Origin of the sequence: Halomonas maura, from assembly GCF_030409305.1 — a bacterium.
Classification (GTDB): Bacteria; Pseudomonadota; Gammaproteobacteria; order Pseudomonadales; family Halomonadaceae; genus Halomonas; species Halomonas maura.
The window spans coordinates 1-23,754 of the sequence record NZ_JAUFPQ010000023.1; the positions used below are offsets into that span (position 1 = coordinate 1).

Here is a 23,754-nt window from a genome sequence, read left to right on the forward strand (position 1 = left end):
GCAGTTGCGGCAGCGGCCGCAGGCGATGTTGAACGGCACCGAGACCAGGTCGCCCGGGCGGAGGAATTCGACGTCGCGGCCGGCTTCGACGACCACGCCGGTGATCTCGTGGCCCAGCACCAGGCCGGAAGGCGCAGTGGTGCGGCCGCGCACCATGTGCTGGTCGCTGCCGCAGATGTTGGTGGTGACCACCTTGAGGATCACGCCGTGCTCGCACTTGCGGTTGCCGAGGGCGAGTTCCGGATAGGCGATGGATTCGACGGCGACTTCACCGGGGCCCTTGTAGACGACACCGCGGTTGGCTGTGCTCATGGCTGGCTTCCTTGGAGGTTTGTTGTAGGGGGCGGTGGCTACACCACCGCTCCCCGACGATAGCCCTTCCACTCGACCGGAGTGTTCCGAGCGAGTCACCGCCATGCCAATTCGAGACATCTCCCCCGCCTTGGTGGCGCTGCGTATCCCGAGGTCGCTCTCACGACAGCCCCCCCTGTCGGCTGCGCCAAGAATGTTCGGCGTCGCCTCCGGGCGATGCGACAACAACAACAGAGGACCTCGCATGACGCATGACGACGACCCCATCCTGACCCCCGGGCAGGACAACAAGCAGATCCTGGGGCTGGATTTCCACAACCCCGTCTTTCCGCTCTCCGCCCTGGCCATCCTGGCCTTCATTCTCTACGCCCTGATCTACCCCGACCTCGCCAACACCCAGCTGACGGCGGCCCGCGGCTTCGCCATCGAGCACTTCGACTGGCTGTTCATGATCGCCGGCAACGTCTTCGTGATCCTGTGCCTGGCGCTGATCGTGATGCCCCTGGGGCGCATCCGCCTGGGCGGCCAAAGCGCCCGTCCCGAGCACTCCACGGTCTCCTGGTTCAGCATGCTGTTCGCCGCCGGCATGGGCATCGGCCTGATGTTCTGGAGCGTGGCCGAGCCGGTCGCCTACTACACCGACTGGTACGGCACCCCGCTGAATGCCGCCGCCGGCACCCCCGAGGGCGCCCGTGCCGCCATCGGCGCGACCATGTTCCACTGGGGCCTGCACCCCTGGGCCATCTATGCCGTGGTCGGGCTTTCGCTGGCCTTCTTCGCCTACAACCGCGGGCTGCCGCTGACCCTGCGCTCGGCCTTCACGCCGCTGCTCGGCGAGCGGGTGCGCGGCTGGCTCGGCCACGTGATCGATATCGTCGCGGTGCTCTCCACCATCTTCGGCCTGGCCACCTCGCTGGGCTTCGGCGCCTCCCAGGCCGCCGGCGGCCTCAACTACCTGTTCGACGTGCCCAACACCCTGGGCACCCAGATCGCCATCATCGTGGGCGTCACCGCCGTGGCGCTGTTCTCGGTGTGGCGCGGCATCGACGGCGGCGTGAAGCTGTTCTCGAACATCAACATGGTGATCGCCCTGGCCCTGCTGCTGTTCGTGGTGCTGACCGGCTCCACCCTGATGTTCGTCAACGGCCTGTGGGACACCACCCTGGCGTACGCCAGCCATATCCTGCCGCTGTCCAACTGGATCGGCCGCGAGGATTCGACCTGGTTCCACGGCTGGACGGTGTTCTATTGGGCCTGGTGGATCTCCTGGTCGCCCTTCGTCGGCATGTTCATCGCCCGGGTGTCCCGCGGGCGCACCGTGCGCGAGTTTCTGATGGCGGTGCTGCTGGTGCCCACCCTGGTCACCATCGTGTGGATGACCGCCTTCGGCGGCAACGCCCTGGCCCAGTCCGCGAACGGCGTCGGCGCCCTGGCCGACGGCATCGGCGAGGTCTCGCTGGCGATGTTCCAGATGCTCGAACACCTGCCGCTGACCACCCTCACCTCCACCATGGCCATCGTGCTGGTACTGGTGTTCTTCATCACCTCGTCCGACTCCGGCTCCCTGGTGATCGACAACATCACCGCCGGGGGCAAGGTCGACGCCCCGCGCAGCCAGCGGGTCTTCTGGGCCACCCTGGAGGGCGTGATCGCCGGCATCCTGCTCTACGGCGGCGGTGACAAGGCGCTCGGCGCCCTCCAGGCGGGGGCCGTGGCCACCGGCCTGCCGTTCACCGTGATCCTGCTGGTGATGTGCGTGGGCCTGGTGAAGAGCCTGCGGGAGGAACATCGCAACCTGGGACTGGCCCAGGCCGCCTGACCCAGCCCCCTGCGACGCGACGCCCCCGGCCCTAGCCGGGGGCGTCGTCGTTTGACGGCGCCCCCAAGCCGATCCCCGTCCGGCAAAATCCCTGCCGAGGGCTCGACCTCGGGGGGGTCGACGGGGCATGGTAGGACTTCCCGTCCGGGCCAACGCCCGGAAAGCGGCCTCGCCCCCGTGCCGGGCGCCGACCGCGGAAACTTGACCCGACCGAACGTTCATGGCCACCCACGCCAAGGAGATACCACCGATGCCGAACCCTGTCGCCCGCCGCCTGTGCCTGACCGGCCTGCTGTCGCTGCTGGCCCTGGCCCCCAACGCTTTCGCCCAGCAGGCCTCGTCGGAGCAGGCCCGTACCGATATCACCACCGAGCAGTTCGATGACTGGGAGGTGGTCTGCCCGAGCGACAGCAGCCAGGGCAACTGCACCATGAACCAGGTGGTCACCAACGCCGACAGCGACCAGCCCATGATGCGGGTGGTGGTCGCCTACCCGCCGCAGCTCGAGGGTCGCCCGGCGATGACCTTCCTGCTGCCGCTCGGCGTGCGCCTCGCGCCCGGCCTGCAGCTGAGCGCGGGCAGCGCCCAGCCGGCCCAGTTCCCCTACCAGGTCTGCCTGCAGCAGGGCTGCCGCGCCGACCTGCCGGTGGAACCGGCGCTGCTCCAGGCGCTGCGCTCCGGCAGCAACGCGACCCTGAGCCTGGTCGGCCCGCGGGGCAACCGCATGGACCTGGACATCTCCCTGATGGGCTTCACCGATGCCAACCAGCGGATCGCCCCCTGACGGCGACGCCACCGCCCCAACGCGAAAGCCCCGGCACCAGGCCGGGGCTTTGCATTGCGATCGCGGACAGCCGGCGCCTAGCGCAGCACGCCCTCCTCCTTGAGCAGCTTGAAGATGGCCGCGGCACCCTCCTCCGGCGCGACATCGGTGAGCACCTGTCCCCCGCCACCCTCGGCCTTGGCCGCGGCGGCCTTGAAGCGATCTCGGGCCGAGGCGGCCTTGACGATCTTCAGGCGCTTGGGCCGCTTGCGCGCCGGCTGGGCCTGCCACTGGGCCAGGTCGGCGTCGTCCATCACCGCGGCCGCCTGGACCTCCAGGCGACCACGCCGGGCCGGGCCATAGGCGCTCTGGCGCGGGGCCGGTGCCGCCGCGTCGACGGTGACGATGGCCGGCAGACGCACCTGGAGCCGGCGACGCTGACCCCGCGGGAGGGCCTGCAGCAGCGTGGCGACGCCCTCGGTGACATCTTCCACGGCCGCCAGGCCACTGACCAGCGGCCAGCCCAGGCGCTCGGCGAGCAGGTAGGGCAGCAGGCCCGAGCCCTCGCCCTGCTCGGCCCGCTCGCCGGCGATCACCAGCTGCGGCCCCGCCGCCTCGAGTGACTCGGCCACGGCGGGCAGCACGTCGGCCCCGACGGGCTGCTCGAGCAGCGAGAGGGAATCGAAACCCATGCCCAGGTAGCCACGCAGGGCTGCTTCGCTGCCCTCGTCGAGGCGGCCGGCGTGCAGCAGCTCGACCTCGGCGCTCGTCAGGCTGCGCGCCAGCTCCACCGCGCGGGCATCCTGGTCGGCGCGCCGACCGCGCCCGGTCAGCGGATGTCGCCCCACGGAGACCAGCACGGTCACCGCGAGTGATCCGTTGTGATGAGACTCAGGCCGCATTGCGCTTCTCCTCCCTTGACTGCTCCACCAGGGCCACCAGGGCCTCGAGCACCTTGGCCGAGTCACCGATCACCGCCAGGTCGGCACGCTTGATCATGTCGCAGCCGGGATCCATGTTGATGGCCACCACCTTGTCGCAGGTCTGGATGCCCTGGAGGTGCTGGATGGCCCCGCTGATGCCCACCGCCACGTAGACCCGGGCGGTGACCCAGGTGCCGGTGGCCCCGACCTGCCGGTCGCGGGCCATGAAGCCATCGTCCACGGCCACCCGCGACGCCCCCTCCGTCGCCCCGAGCACCTCGGCGGCATGATGGAAGCCATCCCAGTCACGCACGCCGTTGCCGGCGGAGAGGATGAACTCGGCCTCCGACAGCGCCACGCCGGCGGGGTCGACCGCCACCTGACCGAGATCCTGAATGCGCGACAGCTGGGAGGGCAGGACCTCGGGCAGCGCCAGGGGCTCGGCGGCATGGCGCGTCTCGCTGACCGGTTCGGCACACTCGGCCAGGGCCAGCACCAGGCGGGGCATGGCCCTCTGGAAATCCACGGTGCCCGCCGCCCCGCGGGCGGTGCAGCGCCAGCCCATGGCGGCCTCGTCGTCGGCCTCGAGCTGCCAGACGCCGGTGGCCGGACGCTCGCCGAGCCGGGCCGCCAGGCGCCGCCCGAGGTCGGCACCGCCCAGCTTGGAATCCGGCAGCAGCCAGTGCCGCGGCATCCAGGCCCGGTCCATGGCGACCAGCGCGCCGAGACGGGCCTCGGGGGCGAAGCCATCGACCTCGGCCCCGGTGAGGTGCAGCAGGCGATCGACACCGGCCCCCTCGAAGTCATCCTCCTTGTGCTCACCGAAGACCACGGCCAGCACCGCCCCGCGAGCCGCCGGGTCGGCATCGGCCAGCTGGCGGGCCAGCCCCAGCAGGTCACGGTCGTGACCGGTCAGGCGACCGCCGGCCATGTCCGGCACCACCGCGACCAGGAAGGCCGGCGATTCGATCTCGACCAGCGGCTTGCTCTGTGCGGCCGACTTGGCGGCCCCGCCGCCACCGGCGCCCTGCTGGACGCCGCTGCGGTCGATGCGCTTGAGGCCATTGGGGCCCATGAAGCCCACCGCATGCGGGTTCCTGCGGATCAGGCCCGCAGGCCCCATCCACTCGCTGGCCGCGCCCTGGCCGAGCTCGGCCAGGACTTCCAGGTGCTGCGGGTGCAGCCGGTTGCGGGCGATCCACTCCTTGCGCGGATCGCGACGGACGATATCGCTCATCACGCCACCTCCACGGCCTGGGGCCGATTCGATGATTGCTGGGCCGCACCGGCGGACGCCTCGGGCGCCTCGGTCAGCGCATTGGCGACCAGTTCGGCGATGTCACGCACCTCGGCGGTGGCGTCGACCACGCCCTCGAGCATCGCGGTGCACTGCGGGCAGCCCACCGCCACCAGCTCGGCGCCGGTCTCGCCCACGTCCTTCATGCGCATGTCGGGAATCCGCCGCTCACCGGGGATGTCGGTGATCGGCGCGCCGCCGCCGCCGCCGCAGCAGCGGGAACGGAAGCCGGAGCGCTCCATCTCGGCGACCTCGATGCCGAGCGCCTTGAGCACGTTGCGCGGCGCCTCGTACTCACCGTTGTAGCGGCCCAGGTAGCAGGGATCGTGGTAGGTCACGCCGCCGCCCTTCCAGGGCTTGAAGTGCAGGCGACCGGCCTCGTAGAGCTCGGCGATGTAGGTGCTGTGGTGACGCACCTCGTAGTGGCCGCCCAGCTCGCCGTATTCGTTGCCGAGCACGTGGAAGCTGTGCGGGTCGCAGGTGACGATGCGCTGGAAGCGGTACTTGGCCAGGGTGGCGATATTGCGCTTGGCCAGGCTCTGGAAGGTCGCCTCGTCGCCCAGGCGGCGGGCCACGTCACCACTGTCACGCTCCTCGTTGCCGAGCACCGCGAAATCGACGTCGGCGGCGCGCAGCACCTTGACCAGCGAGCGCAGCGTGCGCTGGTTGCGCATGTCATAGGCCCCGTCGCCCAGCCACAGCAGCACGTCGACCTGCTGCAGGTCCGCCATCAGCGGCAGTTCCAGGTCGGCGGCCCAGTGCATCCGCGCACCGGGGTCGAAACCGCCGGGGTTGTCGGTGGCGATCAGGTTGTCGAGGACCTCGGCGCCCTTGTTGGGCGTGTTGCCGTGTTCCAGGGTCAGGAAGCGACGCATGTCGACGATGGCATCGACGTGCTCGATCATCATCGGGCACTCCTCGACGCAGGCCCGGCAGGTGGTGCAGGACCACAGGGTCTCGGCGTCCACCAGGGCCTTGCCCTCCCGCGCCACGATGGGGCCATGGGCACTGCCCTGGTGCTCGCCCACCGGCTGGCCGGGATAGGGGCTGCCGGCGTAGGCGGCATCGCTGCCCCCGGCCATGCCCACCACCATGTCCTGGATCAGCTTCTTGGGATTGAGCGGCTGACCGGCGGCGAAGGCCGGGCACATGGCCTCGCAGCGACCGCACTGCACGCAGGCATCGAAGCCCAGCAGCTGGTTCCAGGTGAAGTCGCTGGGCGTCTCGACGCCCAGCGGCGCCTCGGGATCGTCCAGGTCCAGGGCCTTGAGGCCGGTCGAGCGGTTGCCCTCGCCGAAACGCTCGGCGCGACGGTGGAAGGCCAGGTGCAGGGCGCCGGCGAAGGCATGCTTCATGGGCCCGCCCCAGGTCATGCCGAAGAACATCTCGCCCAGGCCCCAGACCAGTACGGCACTGAGGACCAGCGCCACGACCCAGCCGCCGAAGTCCTCGGGCAGCAGGCCCACGGCGGGCAGGGTGACGGCGAAGACGCTCAGCGAGAAGGCCATCAGGCTCTTCGGCAGCCGCATCCACGGACCCTTGGAGAGCCGTGACGGCGGGTTGCGACGCCGCCGGGCCACGAAGCAGCTGCCGACGAACATGGTCGCGCTGGCCGCCAGCAGCAGCCAGCCGAGCACGCCCTCGGCCAGGCCCAGGCCATGCACCAGGATCATCAGTGCCGCCGCGGCGACGAAACCGCCGGCGGTGGCCACGTGGGTGTTGGACATCACCTTGTCGCGGCCCACCACGTGGTGGAGGTCCACCAGGTAGCGCCGCGGCATCGCGGCGAGCCCCTTGAGCAGGGGGACCCGGGCGGGACGCCCCTGGCGCCACAGGCGGACACGCCGCCCGGCGCCGATCACCGCCAGCGCGAGCGCGGCGGCGATCAGGATCGGCAGGAGGGTATCGAGCATCTCGGCTCACCTCGCAATCTTGGAATTGTTGGGCGACCCGGTCATGGTCGACCGGGCCGCTGGGACCACTGACGGGCGTCAGGCGCCGCGTCCGCGCTCGCCTAGAAGTCCTTGCAGAGACGCAGGGCGTCGTAGATCGCCGCATGGGTGTTGCGCGGCGCGCTGCAGTCACCGAGCCGGAACAGCAGCGGCCCCTCGCCCTCCTCGCTCAGGCTCGGCTGGGGCTGGATGGCGTAGAGCGCCTCCAGATCCACCTGGCCCTTGTTGCGGGACTGGGGCTTCAGGGCGTAGTAGAGCGCCTCGTCGGGACGCACGCCGTTCTCCACCACCACCTGATCGACCACGCGCTCCTCCTGGGTGCCGGTGTACTCGTTCTCGAGCACCGCCACCAGCGAGTCGCCCTCCCGGTAGACCTTGTGCAGCATCAGGTCGGAGGTCATGATCACCTCCTTCTGGTAGAGGCTGCGGTAGTAGGTCGGGAAGGTGGTGCCGCCCACCGCCGCGCCGGGCTTGATATCGTCGGTGACGATCTCGACCTTGGCGCCCTTGTCGGCCAGATAGTCCGCCGCGGACATGCCGGAGAACTCGCACAGGGCGTCGTAGATCAACACGTTCTTGCCCGGCTCGACGCGGCCGTCGAGGATGTCCCAGGTGCTGACCACCAGGCTCTCCTCGGCGTTCTCCGAATAGCCCCACTCGGGATACTGCTCCAGATAGGGCCGGCCGCCGGTGGCCAGCACCACGATGTCCGGGCGCAGATCGAGGATGGTGGCCTCGTCGGCACGGGTGCCGAGGCGCTGGTCGACGCCGAGGCGCGCCAGCTCGAGCTGGTACCAGCGGGTGATGCCGGCGATCTGGTCACGCTGCGGGGCCTTGGCGGCGGTGGTGATCTGCCCGCCCAGTGCCTCGGAGGCCTCGAACAGGGTGACCTCGTGGCCACGCTCGGCGGCCACGCGGGCCGCCTCCATGCCGCCGGGGCCACCGCCGACCACCACGACCTTGCGCTTCGGCCCCTCGGAGGGCTCGATGATGTGCGGCAGGCCCATGTACTCCCGGGAGGTGGCGGCGTTCTGGATGCACAGCACGTCCAGGCCCTGGTACTGGCGGTCGATGCAGTAGTTGGCACCGACGCACTGCTTGATCTGGTCGACCTGGTCCATCTTGATCTTGGCGATCAGGTGCGGGTCGGCGATGTGCGCCCGTGTCATGCCCACCAGGTCCACGTAGCCGCCCTCGAGAATGCGCTCGGCCTGGTTGGGGTCCTTGATGTTCTGGGCGTGGATGACCGGCGCCTTGACCACTTCCTTGATGCCGGCGGCCAGATGCAGGAAGGGCTCCGGCGGGAAGGACATGTTGGGGATGACGTTGGCCAGGGTGTCATGGGTATCGCAGCCCGAGCCGACCACGCCGAAGAAGTCGAGCTGGCCGGTGGCGTCGTAGTAGGCGGCGATCTGCTTCATGTCATCGTGGGACAGGCCATCCGGATGGAACTCGTCGCCACAGATGCGCAAGCCGACCACGAAGTCGTCGCCGACCTCGGCGCGCACCGCCTTGAGCACCTCCATGCCGAAGCGCATGCGGTTCTCGAAACTGCCGCCCCACTGATCCTCGCGCTTGTTGACTCGCGGGCTCCAGAACTGGTCGATCAGGTGCTGGTGCACGGCGGACAGCTCGACGCCGTCCAGGCCGCCTTCCTTCGCCCGGCGCGCGGCCTGGGCGAAGTCACCGATGATGCGCCAGATTTCCTCCTCCTCGATGGTCTTGCAGGTCGAGCGGTGGACCGGCTCGCGGATGCCGGACGGCGACAGCAGGGTCGACCAGTCGAAGCCGTCCCAGCGCGAGCGCCGCCCCATGTGGGTGATCTGGATCATGATCTTGCCGCCATGCTTGTGCACGGCGTCGGCCAGATTCTGGAAGTGCGGGATGATGCGGTCGGTGGAGAGATTGACCGAGCTCCACCAGCCCTGGGGGCTATCGATGGAGACCACCGAGGAGCCGCCACAGATGGCCAGGCCCACGCCGCCCTTGGCCTTCTCCTCGTAGTACTTGACGTAGCGGTCGGTGGTCATGCCGCCATCGGTGGCATAGACCTCGGCATGGGCGGTGCTGACCACGCGGTTGCGGATGGTCAGGTTGCCGATCTGGATCGGCTGGAAGATCGCGTCGAATGCCATGGTAATGCCTCCTCAGCCCTGCTGGGTGTCGAGCGGACGGGTGACGAAGATGCCCACGTCGCAGCCTTCCTCGGCGGCGCTCTGGGTCTGCTCGGCGACGGTACGCAGTTCGCTGCCGCGCGCGGCGAGGATCTGGTCCATGGCGCCGGCGAACCAGCCGGTGAACATGTACTCGACCTTGCGGCCCACCTTGCCCAGCTGATAGACGAAGGCGCTGTGCTCGAGGCGCACCCGGCAGGTGCCCGCGTCGAGATCGATCTCTTCGGTGATGAACAGCCCCCAACCGCGCTGGGACAGGCGCTTCATGTAGTGCTCGAAGACCGCCTCGCCCTCGAGGCCATGACATTCGGCCTCCTTCTCGCACCAGTGCCAGGCGCTCTTGTAGCCGGCGTGATAGAGGATCTCGGCGTACTTCTCGGCACCCAGCGCCTCTTCCACGGCCACATGGTTGTTGATGAAGAAGTGCCGGGGCACGTAGAGCATGGGCAGCGCATCGGTGGTCCAGACGCCGGTCTCGGCATCCACTTCAATGGGCAGTTCGGGGGCCATCTTGGTCACGGTGTCACTCACTCGACTTGTTGTAGGTTCGTGGTCAGGGGTCAGGGGCGGTCATTCGCCCCAGGCATCACGCAGCACGCGGACCCAGTTCTCGCCCATGATCTTGCGGACCTGGGATTCGCTGAAGCCACGGCGCGAGAGCGCCTCGGTGAGGTTGGGGAATTCGCCGATGGTGCGAATGCCCTCGGGATTGATGATCTTGCCGAAGCGGGTCAGGCGACGGGCATAGCCCTTGTCGTGGGTCAGCCACTCGAAGAAGTTCTGGTCGTGGCCCTGGGTAAAGTCGGTGCCGATGCCGATGGCATCCTCGCCGACGATGTTCATCACGTACTCGATGGCCTCGACGTAGTCGTCGACGGTGGCATCCACCCCGGCCCGCAGGAAGGGCGTGAACATGGTCACACCGACGAAGCCGCCATGGTCGGCGATGAACTTGAGTTCCGCGTCGGACTTGTTGCGGGGATGTTCCTTGAGCCCCGAGGGCAGGCAGTGGGAGTAGCAGACCGGCTTGGTGGATGCCTCGATGACCTCGGTGGAGGTCTTCTCGCCGACGTGGGAGAGGTCGCACATGACGCCCACGCGGTTCATCTCGGCGACGATCTCGCGGCCGAAGCCGGACAGGCCGCCGTCACGCTCGTAGCAGCCGGTGCCCACCAGGTTCTGGGTGTTGTAGCACATCTGCACGACACCCACGCCGAGCTGCTTGAAGATCTCGACGTAGCCGATCTGGTCCTCGAAGGCGTGGGCATTCTGGAACCCGTAGATGATCCCGGTCTTGCCCTCCTCCTTGGCCCGGGTGATGTCCGCGGTGGTCCGCACCGGGATCACCAGGTCGCTGGATTCGGCCATCAGGGCATTGGTCTTGACGATGTTGTCGACGGTGGCCTGGAAGCCTTCCCAGACCGAGACCGTGCAGTTGGCGGCGGTCAGACCGCCCCGACGCATGTCCTCGAACAGCTCGCGGTTCCACTTGGCGATGATCAGGCCATCGATGACGATGGCGTCCTGGTGCAGTTCGGCTGGGGTCATGACGGGCTCCGGAATTGTGCATGAACTTGCCGGCAGCATATCCCCCGCCCCCCGGGGCTCGGCGCCTGGAAGCGACCGGTAGCATCCCAGAAACGTCACGGCCGTCGCGATCGCGACATGCCGGGCAGGCGCAGCCGGCTCAGAGCCGGTCGAGGTAGGTGGCCCCCCCGAGGTTGCGCATCTGGCGGCGGATCCAGGCGCTGCGACCCAGCACGTGGGCCCCGGGACGGGAGGCACTCCAGCCGCGGGGATTGGGCAGGATGGCGGCCAGGCGACTGGCCTGGACGGCACTGAGCTGTGAGGCGGAGACCCCGAAGTAGTGGCGGGCCGCGGCCTCCAGGCCGAAGACGCCGTCATCCCACTCGGCGATGTTGAGGTAGACCTCGAGGATCCGCTGCTTGGGCCACAGCATCTCGATGAGCAGGGTGAACCAGGCCTCCAGGCCCTTGCGCACCCAGCTGCGGCCGGTCCACAGGAAGAGGTTCTTGGCGGTCTGCTGACTGAGGGTACTGGCGCCGCGCAGGTCGCCGCCGTTGAGGCTGGCGGTGACGGCACGGCGCAGCTCGACCAGGTCGAAGCCGTGATGCACGGGGAAGCGCTGGTCCTCGGCGGCGATCACCGCGAGCTTGGCCTGGGTGGAGAGTTGGGACCAGGGGCGCCAGTCCTGGCGGATATCCAGCGCTTCGCCGCCCCGCCAGGCTTCCACCTTGCGCTCGAGCATCACCATGGAACCGCCCACCGGCACCACCCGGAACATCAGCACCAGCAGGACCGACAGCAACAGCCAACCCAGCAGGGCAAGCCCCAGGCCCCGCGCCGCCCGGCGCCCCCAATCCCGCATCAGGCCTTGCTCATGGTCTGAGCCGCACGCTGGCATAGGTGGGCTCGCCCCGGGCCTGGGCCAACGCCTTCATGGCCGAGGACTCCGGCTCGCTGGTGACCGGCTCGTAGGAGGCGGACTGCAGGATGGTCGCCGTCTCCTTGCCCAGAGTCACCGGCAACAGCTCCACGGCACTGCTGCCCAGCCGCTCATCCCGGGGCGGGATGCCGAAGTATTCCCGGTAGCACTTGGAGAAGTGCGGCGTGGAGACGAAGCCGCAGGCCGAGGCCACCTCGATGATCGACATCGGGGTCTGCTTGAGCAGCTGGCGAGCCCGGGTCAGGCGCAGCTTGAGGTAGTAGCGCGATGGCGAGCAGTGCAGGTTCTTCTGGAACAGCCGCTCGAGCTGGCGGCGCGAGACGTCCACGTAGTCGGCCAGCTCGTCGAGGCTGATGGGCTCCTCGAGGTTGGCCTCCATCAGCGCGACGATCTCCAGCAGGCGTGGCTGGGTGGTGCCCAGCACGTGCTTGAGCGGCACCCGCTGCTGATCCTGCTCGTTGCGCACCCGGTCGTAGATGAACATCTCGGAGATGCCCGCCGCGAGCTCGCGACCGTGGTCGCGGGCGATCAGGGTCAGCATCATGTCCAGCGGGGCGGTGCCCCCGGAGGTGGTGGCGCGGTCGCGGTCGATGGAGAACAGCCGGGTGGTCAGCGACACCTTGGGGAAGGCCTCCTGCATGGCGGCCAGGCACTCCCAGTGCACGCTGGCCTCGAAGCCATCGAGCAACCCCGCCCGGGCCAGTGCCCAGGTCCCCGTGCACACCGCCCCGAGGCGACGCGACTGTCGCGCCTGGGACTGCAGCCAGCTGACATGCTCGCGCTGGACGCTGCGCTGGGGGGCCACTCCGCCACAGACGATCACCGTGTCCAGCGCCAGCGGCACGGTGGTGGCGGCGTCCGGGGTGATCTGCAGGCCATCGCTGGCCTTCACCGGGCTGCCGTCGAGGCTCAGGGTGAACCAGCGGTAGAGTTCGCGGCCGGCCAGCTGGTTGGCCATGCGCAAGGGCTCGATGGCCGAGGCCAGGGAGATCAGGGTGAAATTGTCCAGCAGCAGGAAACCCATGGTCTGGGGGACGGCGGCAGTGCGTGAGGCTTGGGGAGTGGTTGTCATTTAGGTACTCCAGCGCAAGTATCTTTAGCCCGTGTTCGTCTTGTCATTGCTGTTCGGCATCGGGGCGTTGGGCATGCCGGCCGCGTCAGGCGTCGCTGTCAGGCATGCTCACCGCGGAATGTACCCCGGGTGTCGTTTTTTGGCATGTCAAATTTGCCTATCAAGTGGCCGTTCCCGGTGGCCTGGGACAATCGCGACGCTCATGAGCAAGCGAATGTCGCTCCTGCATATGCATCATCAGGGTAGCATGCCGCCCCGCGGGGCGGCATGTCCTGTCGTCACCCTCAGCGGGTCGCGTGCAGGTGCTTGGCGTGGTAGCGCAGGTGGTCGTCGATGAAGGTGGCGATGAAGAAGTAGCTGTGGTCGTAGCCCGGCTGGCGACGCAGCGTCAGCGGATGGTCCTGCTCGGCGCACACCGCCTCCAGCCGTTCGGGACACAGCTGCTCCTCGAGGAAGTCGTCGGCCTCGCCCTGATCGATGAACAGCGGCTGACGCGAGGCACCGCGGGCGACCAGCTCACAGGCATCGTACTGGGTCCAGTTGCCGACATCCTCGCCCAGGTAGCCGCCGAAGGCCTTGCGGCCCCAGGGGCATTGGGTGGGATTGACCACCGGCGAGAAGGCCGACACCGAGCGATAGTGCCCCGGCCGGCGCAGCGCCAGGATCAGGGCGCCGTGACCGCCCATGGAGTGGCCGCTGATCGACTCGCGGCCGCTGACCGGGAAGTGCTGGCGCACCACCGACGGCAGCTCCTCGGCCACGTAGTCGTACATCCGGTAGTGGTCCTTCCAGGGCGCCTGGGTGGCATTGACGTAGAAGCCCGCCCCGGAGCCGAAGTCGTAGCTGTCGTGCTCACCGGGCAGGTCCAGCCCGCGAGGGCTGGTATCCGGGCAGACGATGGCGATACCCAGCTCGGCCGCCAGCCGCTGGGCACCGGCCTTCTGCATGAAGTTCTCGTCGGTGCAGGTCAGCCCCGACAGCCACCACAGCAGCGGCACCCGCTCGGTCTCGGCCTGGGGCGGCAGGTAGATGGCGAAGGTCATCTCGCAGTCCAGCGCCCGCGAGCGATGGCGATAGCGCTTGTGCCAGCCGCCGAAACAGCGGTTGGCCGAGACCAGTTCGAGGTGTTCGGTCATGGTCATGGGCGACTCCTCATGGGGTTCGCACGGTGCCGGGCGTGCCACGATCATTGCGGTTCGCGCGGCACCGGGCGCAGATTAATAGTGGAGGACGGTGCGGATACTCTCGCCCTTGTGCAGCAGCTCGAAGGCCTCGTTGATCTTCTCGAAGGGCATGTCGTGGGTGATGAAGTCGTCGATGTTGAGCTCGCCCTTCATGTAGCGATCCACGTAGCCGGGCAGCTCGGTGCGGCCCTTGACGCCACCGAAGGCCGAACCCTTCCAGACCCGTCCGGTGACCAGCTGGAACGGGCGGGTGGAGATCTCCTCGCCGGCCCCGGCGACGCCGATGATCACCGACTCGCCCCAGCCCTTGTGGCAGCATTCCAGCGCCGAGCGCATGACGTTGACATTGCCGATGCACTCGAAGGAGTAGTCGACGCCGCCGTCGGTCATGTCGACGATCACCTGCTGGATGGGATCGCTGTACTCCTTGGGATTGACGAAGTCGGTGGCGCCGAACTGGCGGGCCAGCTCGAACTTGTCGGGATTGACGTCGATGGCGATGATCCGGCTGGCCTTGGCCATCTGCGCGCCCTGGATCACCGCCAGGCCGATGGCGCCGAGGCCGAACACCGCCACGGTGGCGCCCGGCTCGACCTTGGCGGTGTTGAGCACCGCACCGATGCCGGTGGTCACGCCGCAGCCCAGCAGGCAGATCTTGTCCATCGGCGCCTCCTTGGAGACCACCGCCAGGGACACTTCCGGCACCACGGTGTACTCACTGAACGTCGAGCAGCCCATGTAGTGATGCAGCGGCTTGCCGTCCAACGAGAAGCGGCTGGTGCCGTCGGGCATCAGGCCCTTGCCCTGGGTGGCGCGCACCGCCTGGCACAGGTTGGTCTTGCCCGAGAGGCAGAACTTGCACTTGCCGCACTCGGCGGTGTACAGCGGGATGACATGGTCACCCGGACGCAGGCCGGTGACGCCCTCGCCCACTTCCTCGACGACCCCGGCGCCCTCGTGACCCAGCACCGAGGGGAAGAGCCCTTCCGGGTCGGCGCCGGAGAGGGTGAAGGCGTCGGTGTGGCAGACGCTGGTGGCGGCCATGCGCACCAGCACCTCGCCCGCCTTGGGGCCCTCGACGTCGATCTCGGCCAGCTCCAGCGGCTTGCCCGCTTCCAGGGCAACGGCGGCGCGTGATTTCATGGTGCAGTCCTCTTCATTCACGGGGTGGGTGGTATCCCTGCAGTCTAGGCAAGAGCGCACACTCCGATAAACTGCATCAAACTCATCACATTATTGCCATACAGCAACAATCCATGAAGAGGACACCGCATGCAACGCTGGGACCGCGTCGAGGCCTTCGTCGAGGTGGTGCGCCTGGGCGCCTTCAAGGCCGCCGCCGAGCGGCTCAAGGTGTCGAGTTCCCATGTCAGCCGACTGGTCAGCCAGCTGGAGAACCAGCTGGGCACCACCCTGCTCTACCGTACCACCCGGCGGATTCGCCTGACCGAGGCCGGCCGCCTCTACTATCAACACTGCCTGCATCTGGTCGAGGGCTTCCGCGAGGCCGAGGCCGCCGTCAAGGACCTGCAGGCCAAGCCCACCGGGCTGCTCAGCCTGACCTGCGCGACGACCTTCGGCGAGCGCTACCTGGCGCCCCTGGTCCACGACTTCATGTGCCGCCACCCGCGGCTCGAGGTGCGCATGCACTTCACCAACCGCCAGGTGGACATCATCGACGAGGGCTTCGACATCGCCATCCGCATGGGGACCCTCAAGGACTCCTCGCTGATCGCCCGGCGGCTGTGCGAGCGTCGCGAATACGTGGTGGGCTCGCCGGACTACTTCACCCGGGTGGCCCAGCCCCACAGCCTCTCCGAGCTGTCCCGGCACCGCTGTCTGGTCGGCTCGCAGGACTACTGGCGCTTCGACGTCGAGGGCGTACGCCGCCAGATTCGCGTCGACGGCCCCTGGCACGGCAATTCCGGGCCGGCCCTGCTCGATGCCGCCCTCAAGGGGCTGGGGCTGGCCCAGCTGCCGGACTACTACGTCGAGGCGCACCTGGTCCGGGGCGAGCTGATCAGCGTGCTCGATGCCTATCGCCACAGCGACACCGCGGTGTGGGCCGTGTATCCCCGCCACCGCCATCGGTCCCCCAAGGTGCGCCAGTTCCTCGATTTCCTGGTCGATCACATCGGCGAGGTGTTGCCCGGCCGTCAGGCCGACACGACGCAGGGCGCCCGCTGAGGCGCCCTGCATGCCTGCCGCCCACGCGGCTACTTGAAGTTCCTGCGCACCAGCTTCTGGACCTCGCCGACGATGCCGCTGCGGAAGCTCAGCACGCAGATCACGAAGATCGCCCCGAGGATCACGCTGACCCAGTTGCCCAGCGGCGACTGGGCCAGCTGGGTCTGCAGGCTGACCACCAGCCCCGACCCCACCAGGGGCCCGAACAGGGTGCCCACCCCACCCAGCAGGGTCATCAGGATGACCTCGCCGGACATGTGCCAGTGGGCGTCGGTGAGCGAGGCCAGTTGGAAGACCACCGTCTTGGTCGATCCCGCCAGGCCGGCCAGCCCGGCCGAGATCACGAAGGCGAGCAGCTTGTAGGCGTCGACGTTGTAGCCCAGCGACACCGCCCGCGGCTCGTTCTCGCGGATCGCCTTGAGCACCTGGCCGAAGGGCGAGTGCACGGTACGCTGGATGATGGCGAAGCCGATCACGAAGACCGCGAACACGAAGTAGTACATGGCCAGGTTGCTGGACAGGTCGACAAGGCCGAACAGCTGCCCGCGGGGCACGCCGTGCAGGCCATCCTCGCCCCCGGTGAACGGCGCCTGGATGAAGAAGAAGAACATCATCTGCGCCAGTGCCAGGGTGACCATGGCGAAATAGATCCCCTGGCGGCGGATCGCCAGGGCGCCGAACACCAGGCCGAGTGCCACCCCGGCCAGGGTCCCGGCGAGGATCCCGGTCTCCGGCGTCAGGCCCGGATAGCTCGACAGAAGAAACCCGGTGACATAGCCGCCGGTGGCCAGGAAGGCCGCATGGCCGAAGGACAGCAGCCCCGCATAGCCCAGCAGCAGGTTGAAGGCACAGGCGAAGAGCGCGAAGCACAGGACCTTCATCAGGAAGACGGGATAGGCGACGAAGGGCGCCACCAGGCCGATCCCCAGCAGCGCCAGGTACAGGGCCCCCCGGCGCTGGCGGGCCCGCCGGCGCCGCTGCATGGAGGGCGTGAGGGAGTGGGTCGTGGCCATCATGTCATGCCTCCTTGCCGAAGAGTCCCGCGGGACGCAGCATCAGCACCAGGATCATCACCAGGAAGATCACGGTGTTGGCGGCCTCGGGGTAGTACACCTTGGTCAGCCCCTCGACCAGGCCCATGCCCAGGCCGGTGAGGATGGCGCCGAGGATCGAGCCCATGCCACCGATCACCACCACGGCGAAGACCACGATCAGCAGGCTCGAGCCCATGGTCGGCGACACCGGGTAGAGCGGCGCGGCCAGCACCCCGGCGAAGGCGGCCAGTGCCACGCCGAAGCCGTAGGTCAGGGTGATCAGCTGCGGCACGTTGACGCCGAAGGCCTGCATCAGCGCCGGGTTCTCGGTGCCGGCCCGCAGGTAGGCGCCGAGGCGGGTGCGCTCGATGATGAACCAGGTCGCCAGGCAGACCACCAGTGCCGCCACCAGCACCCAGCCGCGGTAGGTGGGCAGGAACATGAAGCCCAGGTTGAGGCCGCCCTGCAGCGCCTCGGGCACCGGGTAGCTGGCCCCGGACACGCCGAAGAGATTGATCAGCGCCCCCTCGAAGATCAGCGCCAGGCCATAGGTCAGCAGCAGGCCGTAGAGGTGGTCGAGATGGGCGATGCGGCGCAGGATGGTGCGCTCGATCAGCATGCCGAGCCCCCCCACCACCAGGGGCACCAGCAGCAGGGCCAGCCAGTAGTTCAGCCCCAGGTACTGAAGGCCCAGCAGGGCCGCGAAGGCCCCCAGCATGTACTGGGCCCCGTGGGCGAAGTTGATGATCTTCAGCAGGCCGAAGATCACCGCCAGCCCCAGGCTCAGCAGGGCATAGAAGGCGCCGTTGATCAGGCCCAGCATCAGCTGGCCCATGAATACCGCCAGCGGCACCCCGAGTATCATTGTCATGGCAGGGTCTCCTCGCCGTCATGGGGCGGCGGCCGCGGCCGCCGCCGGGTCGGGCTCAGCTCACTGGTTGACCAGGTCGCACTGGCTCTCGCTGAGCGGGCGGTAGGCCTCCTCGGCGGGAATGGTGCTCTTGATCTCGTAGAGGTCCCACTCGCCGCTGGAGGCCTGCGGCGACTTCACCTCGGCCAGGTACATGTCGTGGACCATGCGGCCGTCCTCGCGGATGCGGCCGTTGCGGGCGAAGAAGTCCTCGACCGGGGTCTCGGCCATCTGGGCGCGTACCGCCTCGGCCTCGTCGGTGCCGGCGGCCGCCACGGCCTCCAGGTAGTGCAGGGTGCTGGAGTAGACCCCGGCCTGGACCATGGTCGGCATGCGGCCGACGCGCTCGAAGTAGCGCTCGGCCCATTCGCGGGACCGCTCGTCCATGTCCCAGTACCAGCCGGTGGTCAGCAGCAGGCCCTGGGTGGCCTCCAGGCCCATGGCGTGGACGTCGTTGAGGAAGATCAGCAGGCCGGCGAGCTGCTGGCCGGTCTGGGTCAGGCCGAACTGGCTGGCGGTCTTGATGGCGTTGACGGTGTCGGCGCCGGCGTTGGCCAGGCCGACGATATCGGCGCCGGAGCCCTGGGCCTGGAGGATGTAGGAGGAGAAGTCGCTGGTCGGGAAGGGATGGCGCACCCCGCCGACGACCTCGCCGCCGTTCTCCTCCACCACCCTGGTCACATCGCCCTCCAGGGCGTGACCGAAGGCGTAGTCCGCGGTGAGCATGAACCACTGGTCGCCGCCCTGCTCGACCACCGCCTTGGCGGTGCCGTGGGCCAGCGGGTAGGTGTCGTAGACCCAGTGGATATGGTTCGGCGTGCAGTGCTCGTTGGTGATGCTCGAGGCCGCCGAGCCCGAGATGATGGCCAGGCCGTTCGCCTCCTCCAGCACCTTGGTCACGGCGATGGACACCGAGGAGGCCACCATGCCGGCCACCAGGTCGACGTTGCGCTGGTCGATCCAGCCGCGCACGGTGTTGGCCCCCACGTCGGCGCTGTTGCGATCGTCGGCGCTGAACACCTCGATGGGCGCGCCGTTGACCTCGCCGCCGACGTCCTCGACGGCCATCTTCAGGGCCTCGAGGCCACCCGGGCCGGCCAGGTCGCGGTAGGTACCGGACATGTCGGCCAGGTAGCCGATGCGCACGGCATCGTCGCTCATCTGGGCCTGGGCGGTGCCGGTGGCCAGCGCGGTGGCGGCGATGGCGAGGGTCCCGGCGAGGGTGCTGTTGTTGAAGGTCATCGTTCTCTCCGTGCCCCTTGGGGCGGCTTGTTGTTGTTGGCTTGCGGGTGGCAGCGTCGGGACGACGGCGTCGCCGTCAGACCCCCAGCAGGCGATTGAGATGCTCGCGTCGGGCGGGCAGTTCGGCCGCCGAGATCTCCTCGATGATGCGGCCGTGTTCCATGACGAAGTGGCGATCGGCGAGCGGGGCGGCGAAGCGGAAGTTCTGTTCCACCAGCACGATGGTCATGCCGCGCTCCTTGAGCTTGACCAGCACCTCGCCCAGCGCCTGGTTGATGACCGGCGCCAGCCCCTCGGTGATCTCGTCGAGCAGCAACAGGCGAGCCCCGGTGCGCAGGATCCGCGCCATCGCCAGCATCTGTTGCTCGCCGCCGGACAGCCGGGTGCCCTGGCTGCGGCGCCGCTCGTAGAGGTTGGGGAACATCGCGTAGATCTCGTCGAGGCTCATGCCGCCGGAGCGCACCGTGGGCGGCAGCAGCAGGTTCTCCTCGACGTCGAGACTGGCGAAGATGCCGCGCTCCTCCGGGCAGTAGCCCACGCCCAGCCGCGGGATGCGGTGCGGGCGCATGTCGAGGGTCTCGTTGCCGTTGATGACGATGGACCCGGTGCGCTGGCCGACCATGTTCATGACCGCCTTGAGGGTGGTGCTGCGCCCGGCCCCGTTGCGACCCAGCAGGGTCACCAGCTCGCCGCGGCGCACGTCGAAGTCGACGCCGTGGAGGATATGCGACTCGCCGTAGAAGGCGTGCAGGTCGCGCACCCGCAGCATCTCGGCGCCGTCGAGGTCGCGGTAGTCGCTGATCGCCTCGGCTGTCTGACTCATGCGCTGACCTCCTCTGCGTCGGCGGCTTCGCTGCCCATATAGGCCTCCCTGACGCGAGGATCCTGCGACACGGACGCATAGTCGCCCTCGGCGAGCACCGCGCCGCGGGCCAGTACGGTGATGCGGTCACACAGCCGGCTGACCACGCTGAGGTTGTGCTCCACCATCAGCACGGTCCGACCCTTGGAGACCCGGCGGATCAGCTCGACGATGCGGTCGACGTCCTCGGCGCCCATGCCCTGGGTCGGCTCGTCGAGCAGCATCACCGTGGGCTCCAGCGCCAGGGTGGTGGCGACCTCCAGGGCGCGCTTGCGCCCGTAGGGCATCTCCACGGTGAGCACGTCGGCATAGTCCTGGAGGCCGACCTCCGCGAGCAGCGCCAGGGCCCGCTCGTTGAGGGGCTCGAGGGAGCGCTCGGACCTCCAGAAGTGGAAGGAGGTGCCGAGCCGGCGCTGCAGGGCCACCCGCACGTTCTCCAGCGCCGTCATGTGGGCGAAGACCGCCGAGATCTGGAAGGAACGCACCAGCCCGAGGCGGGCGATCTCGTTGGCGCGCATGGCGGTGATGGGCCGGCCGCGATAGAGGATCTCGCCGCGGGTCGGCGGCAGGAACTTGGTGAGCAGGTTGAAGACGGTAGTCTTGCCGGCGCCGTTGGGGCCGATCAAGGCATGGATATGCCCTTCCCGAACCTGCAGGTTGACGTCGTCCACGGCAGTGAAGCCGCGGAATTCCTTGGTCAACCCGCAAGTCTCGAGCACGAACTCCTGGGTCATGAGACGTCCTCTCGGGACCGCCGTGGCGATCCGCCGTTGCGTTGCTGTTGTCGTTGTTGTGGTGCCGAGGTGGCGGTGGCATCACTGGCGGGAGCGGCCAGCTATTACCTTTACGTCAACGTAAGCTAGAGGACGAAACGCAGGGCGGCAACCGCAGAATCACCGAACTCGACCAATGGCGTAGACGGCCGAAATACGTCGCTTGAACACAAAAAAGGCGCGCGTCCCGCTACGGGACGCGCGCCAGGAGGGACGGCATCCGCCGCCCGAGAGAGAAGGGGTGTCAGCACTCGATGGCGTTGACCGCCAGGCCGCCCTTGGAGGTTTCCTTGTACTTGTCCTGCATGTCGGCGCCGGTATCGCGCATGGTGCGGATCGCCTTGTCCAGGGAGATGAAGTGCTCACCGTCGCCACGCAGCGCCATCTGGGCGGCGTTGATGGCCTTGACCGAGGCGATGGCGTTGCGCTCGATGCAGGGCACCTGCACCAGGCCGCCCACGGGGTCGCAGGTCAGTCCCAGGTTGTGCTCCAGGCCGATCTCGGCGGCGTTCTCCACCTGGCCCGGGGTGCCGCCCAGCACTTCGGTCAGCCCCGCCGCCGCCATGGCGCAGGCCGAGCCGACCTCGCCCTGGCAGCCCACCTCGGCACCGGAAATCGAGGCGTTCTTCTTGCACAGGATGCCCACCGCGGCCGCGGTCAGCATGAAGTCGACCACGCAGCGCTCGTCGGCGCCCTCCTGGAACTTCATGTAGTAGTGCAGCACCGCCGGGATGATACCCGCCGCCCCGTTGGTCGGCGCGGTGACCATGCGCCCACCGGCGGCATTCTCCTCGTTGACCGCCAGGGCGAAGACGTTGACCCAGTCCATCGCCGAGAAGGTCGAGGCGATCAGGCTGCGGTCGTCATCCATGGACTCGAGTCGACGGTGCAGGGCGGCGGCGCGGCGCCGGACATGGAGCCCGCCGGGCAGCACGCCCTCGGCCGCCAGCCCCTGGTTGACGCACTCCTGCATCGCCTCCCAGATCCGCCACAGCCCGGCGCGGACCTCGGCCTCGCTGCGCCAGGCCTTCTCGTTGGCCATCATCAGCTCGCTGATGCGCAGGTCGTGCAGCCGGCACAGCGCCAGCAGCTCGGCGGCGCTGTTGAAGTCGTAGGGCAGCGCGGTGGTGTCGGCATCCAGCTCGCCACGGGCGGCCTGCGCCTCGTCGATCACGAAGCCGCCGCCCACCGAGTAGAAGACGTTGCGGTAGAGCTCGCCGGCATGGCCGTGGGCCACCAGAGTCATGGCGTTGGGGTGGTAGGGCAGGCTCTCGTCGTGCCACTGCAGGTCCCGGGCCCACAGGAAGGGGATCGCCAGGCGGCCGTCGAGCAGCAGGGTCTGGGATTCCAGCAGCTCCTCGATGCACGGCGTGACGATGGCCGGGTCAATGGAATCGGGCAGCTCGCCCATCAGCCCCATGATGGTGGCCTGGTCGGTGCCATGGCCCTTGCCGGTCGACGACAGCGAGCCGTGCAGGTGCACCTCGACCCGGGCCACCCGCTCCAGCAGATCCTGACGACGCAGGGCCTGGACGAAGTCGTAGGCCGCGCGCATGGGACCGACCGTGTGCGAGCTGGAGGGGCCGATGCCGATCTTGAAGAGGTCGAAGACGCTGATTGCCATGATGATGCCTCGTGTCTGGGGCCGGATCGCTCCGGTGTCCGCCTTGTTGTCAGTCAGGCTAAAGCCATCTGGCTTTCCGCCCCGGTTGGCCCTTATCTTGGGGGCAGTCTCGTGCCCCGGCAATCGAGAAAATCTCGTCGACAGTATAGAATGGCTAAACCATGAGCCGTCTCCTGAATTCCCAGACCCACGCCTGGCTGAAGGTCTTCGTCGTCAGCGCCCGCCACCTGTCCTTCACCCGGGCAGCGGAGGAGCTGCACGTGACCACCGGCGCCGTCAGTCAGCAGATCAAGCAGCTCGAGGACCGCCTGGGCTTCAAGCTGTTCCGTCGCCTGCCGCGGCAGCTGGCCCTCACCGAGGAGGGCCGACGCCTGGCCACGGTGGTGGACGAGGCCTACCAGTCGGTGGGGCTCGAGGTGAAGCGCCTGCGCAGCGGCGTGATGAGCGGCATCATCCGGCTTCGGGCGGTGCCCTCCTTCCTCAACAAGTGGCTGATGCCCCGCCTGCCCCGCCTGCAGGCCCGCTTCCCGGACATCGAACTGCACGTCACCGCCGAGGACAGCAGCATCTCCCTGCGGGAGGGCGACTTCGACCTGGCCCTGGACCTCAACGACGGCCACTACCCGGGCCTGGCCATCACGCCGCTGATGGAGGAAACCATCTTCCCGGTCTGCGCCCCGTCGCTGCTGCGCGGGCGGCCGCCACTGCGACGCCCCGAGGACCTGGCCTGGTACCCGTTGCTCCACGACGTCACCGCCTGGCGCGGCAGTCACGATTACGGCGAGTGGGAGCACTACCTGGAAGCCATCGAGGCCCCCCTGGTCAACGTCCGCCGCGGCTACACCTTCAACCGCAACCACCTGACCATGGAGGCGGCCATCGCCGGGATGGGCGTGGCGATCGCCCGCCAGACGCTGATCACCGGCGAGCTGGACAACGGCGCCCTCATCGCCCCCTTCGACCGGCGGGTCGCCACGGGGATGCACTATGGCATCGTCTACGCCAGCGGCGCGCTGGACGATCGCCGCGTGCGCGCCGTGCATGACTGGCTCATCGAGGAGGCCGGCCGCCCCAGTGGAAGCCGTCGACTGGCGCGCGACGGCCGGGCAAGACAGGTATAATTCGCCCCAGACGCTTCACCCTGTTACCGCGAGAACAT

The 23,754-nt window shown here is 68.5% G+C and carries 21 protein-coding genes; 4 read left to right on the forward strand and 17 right to left on the reverse strand.

Features of this window, described 5'->3' with window-relative positions; translation table 11 throughout:
• Positions 1 to 312: alcohol dehydrogenase catalytic domain-containing protein (locus QWY76_RS14760; RefSeq protein WP_290312058.1), on the reverse strand; the 312-nt coding region annotated here is incomplete at its 3' end.
• Positions 313 to 556: 244 nt separating this feature from the next.
• On the opposite strand from QWY76_RS14760, the gene QWY76_RS14765 reads away from it, so the two are divergent.
• Both QWY76_RS14765 and QWY76_RS14770 read left to right on the forward strand, forming a co-directional pair.
• Complete coding sequence (locus QWY76_RS14765; protein WP_290312059.1) at positions 557 to 2,131, forward strand: BCCT family transporter; 1,575 nt, start codon at positions 557 to 559, stop codon at positions 2,129 to 2,131.
• A gap of 250 nt (positions 2,132 to 2,381) precedes the next feature.
• On the forward strand, positions 2,382 to 2,915 hold the full coding sequence (locus QWY76_RS14770; protein WP_290312060.1) for an invasion associated locus B family protein: 534 nt from the start codon (positions 2,382 to 2,384) through the stop codon (positions 2,913 to 2,915).
• Positions 2,916 to 2,992: 77 nt separating this feature from the next.
• Here QWY76_RS14770 and etfB read toward each other — a convergent pair whose 3' ends face one another.
• The 10 genes from etfB to QWY76_RS14820 all read right to left on the reverse strand — a co-directional run bounded on the left by etfB (position 2,993) and on the right by QWY76_RS14820 (position 15,106).
• Positions 2,993 to 3,796 (reverse strand): electron transfer flavoprotein subunit beta, encoded by an 804-nt coding sequence (gene etfB / locus QWY76_RS14775; protein WP_290312061.1) that lies wholly within the window; start codon positions 3,794 to 3,796, stop codon positions 2,993 to 2,995.
• Complete coding sequence (etfA, locus tag QWY76_RS14780; protein WP_290312062.1) at positions 3,786 to 5,054, reverse strand: electron transfer flavoprotein subunit alpha; 1,269 nt, start codon at positions 5,052 to 5,054, stop codon at positions 3,786 to 3,788. Before etfA ends, etfB begins: the two co-directional genes overlap by 11 nt.
• Positions 5,054 to 7,027 (reverse strand): (Fe-S)-binding protein, encoded by a 1,974-nt coding sequence (locus tag QWY76_RS14785; RefSeq protein ID WP_290312064.1) that lies wholly within the window; start codon positions 7,025 to 7,027, stop codon positions 5,054 to 5,056. The genes etfA and QWY76_RS14785 overlap by 1 nt, the downstream gene beginning before the upstream one ends.
• A gap of 101 nt (positions 7,028 to 7,128) precedes the next feature.
• On the reverse strand, positions 7,129 to 9,201 hold the full coding sequence (dgcA, locus tag QWY76_RS14790) for a dimethylglycine demethylation protein DgcA (RefSeq protein WP_290312065.1): 2,073 nt from the start codon (positions 9,199 to 9,201) through the stop codon (positions 7,129 to 7,131).
• A gap of 12 nt (positions 9,202 to 9,213) precedes the next feature.
• Positions 9,214 to 9,759, reverse strand: a complete 546-nt coding sequence (locus tag QWY76_RS14795; RefSeq protein ID WP_290312066.1) for a DUF5943 domain-containing protein — start codon at positions 9,757 to 9,759, stop codon at positions 9,214 to 9,216.
• A gap of 51 nt (positions 9,760 to 9,810) precedes the next feature.
• Positions 9,811 to 10,788 carry a dipeptidase gene (locus QWY76_RS14800; protein ID WP_290312067.1) on the reverse strand — a complete coding sequence of 326 codons (978 nt, stop codon included), beginning with the start codon at positions 10,786 to 10,788 and terminating at the stop codon, positions 9,811 to 9,813.
• A gap of 139 nt (positions 10,789 to 10,927) precedes the next feature.
• Positions 10,928 to 11,629 (reverse strand): monofunctional biosynthetic peptidoglycan transglycosylase, encoded by a 702-nt coding sequence (mtgA, locus tag QWY76_RS14805; RefSeq protein WP_290312068.1) that lies wholly within the window; start codon positions 11,627 to 11,629, stop codon positions 10,928 to 10,930.
• 10 nt (positions 11,630 to 11,639) lie between these two features.
• Complete coding sequence (gene gbdR, locus QWY76_RS14810; RefSeq protein ID WP_290312069.1) at positions 11,640 to 12,779, reverse strand: choline metabolism transcriptional regulator GbdR; 1,140 nt, start codon at positions 12,777 to 12,779, stop codon at positions 11,640 to 11,642.
• Positions 12,780 to 13,063: 284 nt separating this feature from the next.
• Positions 13,064 to 13,921: an S-formylglutathione hydrolase gene (gene fghA / locus QWY76_RS14815; protein WP_290312070.1), complete on the reverse strand. Its 858-nt coding sequence runs from the start codon at positions 13,919 to 13,921 to the stop codon at positions 13,064 to 13,066.
• Positions 13,922 to 13,996: 75 nt separating this feature from the next.
• Positions 13,997 to 15,106: an S-(hydroxymethyl)glutathione dehydrogenase/class III alcohol dehydrogenase gene (locus QWY76_RS14820; RefSeq protein ID WP_290312071.1), complete on the reverse strand. Its 1,110-nt coding sequence runs from the start codon at positions 15,104 to 15,106 to the stop codon at positions 13,997 to 13,999.
• Between the two features lie 129 nt (positions 15,107 to 15,235).
• On the opposite strand from QWY76_RS14820, the gene QWY76_RS14825 reads away from it, so the two are divergent.
• Positions 15,236 to 16,150 carry a LysR family transcriptional regulator gene (locus tag QWY76_RS14825; protein WP_290312073.1) on the forward strand — a complete coding sequence of 305 codons (915 nt, stop codon included), beginning with the start codon at positions 15,236 to 15,238 and terminating at the stop codon, positions 16,148 to 16,150.
• Between the two features lie 29 nt (positions 16,151 to 16,179).
• On the opposite strand, the gene QWY76_RS14830 is transcribed toward QWY76_RS14825, so the two are convergent.
• From QWY76_RS14830 to QWY76_RS14855, 6 genes are all read right to left on the reverse strand, one after another.
• Positions 16,180 to 17,163 carry a branched-chain amino acid ABC transporter permease gene (locus QWY76_RS14830; RefSeq protein ID WP_290312516.1) on the reverse strand — a complete coding sequence of 328 codons (984 nt, stop codon included), beginning with the start codon at positions 17,161 to 17,163 and terminating at the stop codon, positions 16,180 to 16,182.
• A 4-nt stretch (positions 17,164 to 17,167) separates the two neighbouring features.
• The gene (locus QWY76_RS14835; RefSeq protein WP_290312074.1) at positions 17,168 to 18,055 is read right to left on the reverse strand and encodes a branched-chain amino acid ABC transporter permease; all 888 of its coding nucleotides are present in this window, start codon (positions 18,053 to 18,055) and stop codon (positions 17,168 to 17,170) included.
• Between the two features lie 60 nt (positions 18,056 to 18,115).
• The gene (locus tag QWY76_RS14840) at positions 18,116 to 19,336 is read right to left on the reverse strand and encodes an ABC transporter substrate-binding protein (RefSeq protein ID WP_290312075.1); all 1,221 of its coding nucleotides are present in this window, start codon (positions 19,334 to 19,336) and stop codon (positions 18,116 to 18,118) included.
• A gap of 76 nt (positions 19,337 to 19,412) precedes the next feature.
• Positions 19,413 to 20,159, reverse strand: a complete 747-nt coding sequence (locus tag QWY76_RS14845; RefSeq protein WP_290312076.1) for an ABC transporter ATP-binding protein — start codon at positions 20,157 to 20,159, stop codon at positions 19,413 to 19,415.
• A complete protein-coding gene (locus tag QWY76_RS14850; RefSeq protein WP_290312077.1) occupies positions 20,156 to 20,932 on the reverse strand; it encodes an ABC transporter ATP-binding protein in 777 nt (258 codons plus the stop codon). The genes QWY76_RS14845 and QWY76_RS14850 overlap by 4 nt, the downstream gene beginning before the upstream one ends.
• Positions 20,933 to 21,215: 283 nt before the next feature.
• Complete coding sequence (locus tag QWY76_RS14855) at positions 21,216 to 22,595, reverse strand: L-serine ammonia-lyase (protein WP_290312079.1); 1,380 nt, start codon at positions 22,593 to 22,595, stop codon at positions 21,216 to 21,218.
• Between the two features lie 161 nt (positions 22,596 to 22,756).
• Here QWY76_RS14855 and QWY76_RS14860 point away from each other — a divergent pair, with 161 nt between their 5' ends.
• Positions 22,757 to 23,716 carry a LysR substrate-binding domain-containing protein gene (locus QWY76_RS14860; RefSeq protein WP_290312080.1) on the forward strand — a complete coding sequence of 320 codons (960 nt, stop codon included), beginning with the start codon at positions 22,757 to 22,759 and terminating at the stop codon, positions 23,714 to 23,716.
• Positions 23,717 to 23,754 lie beyond the last annotated feature (38 nt).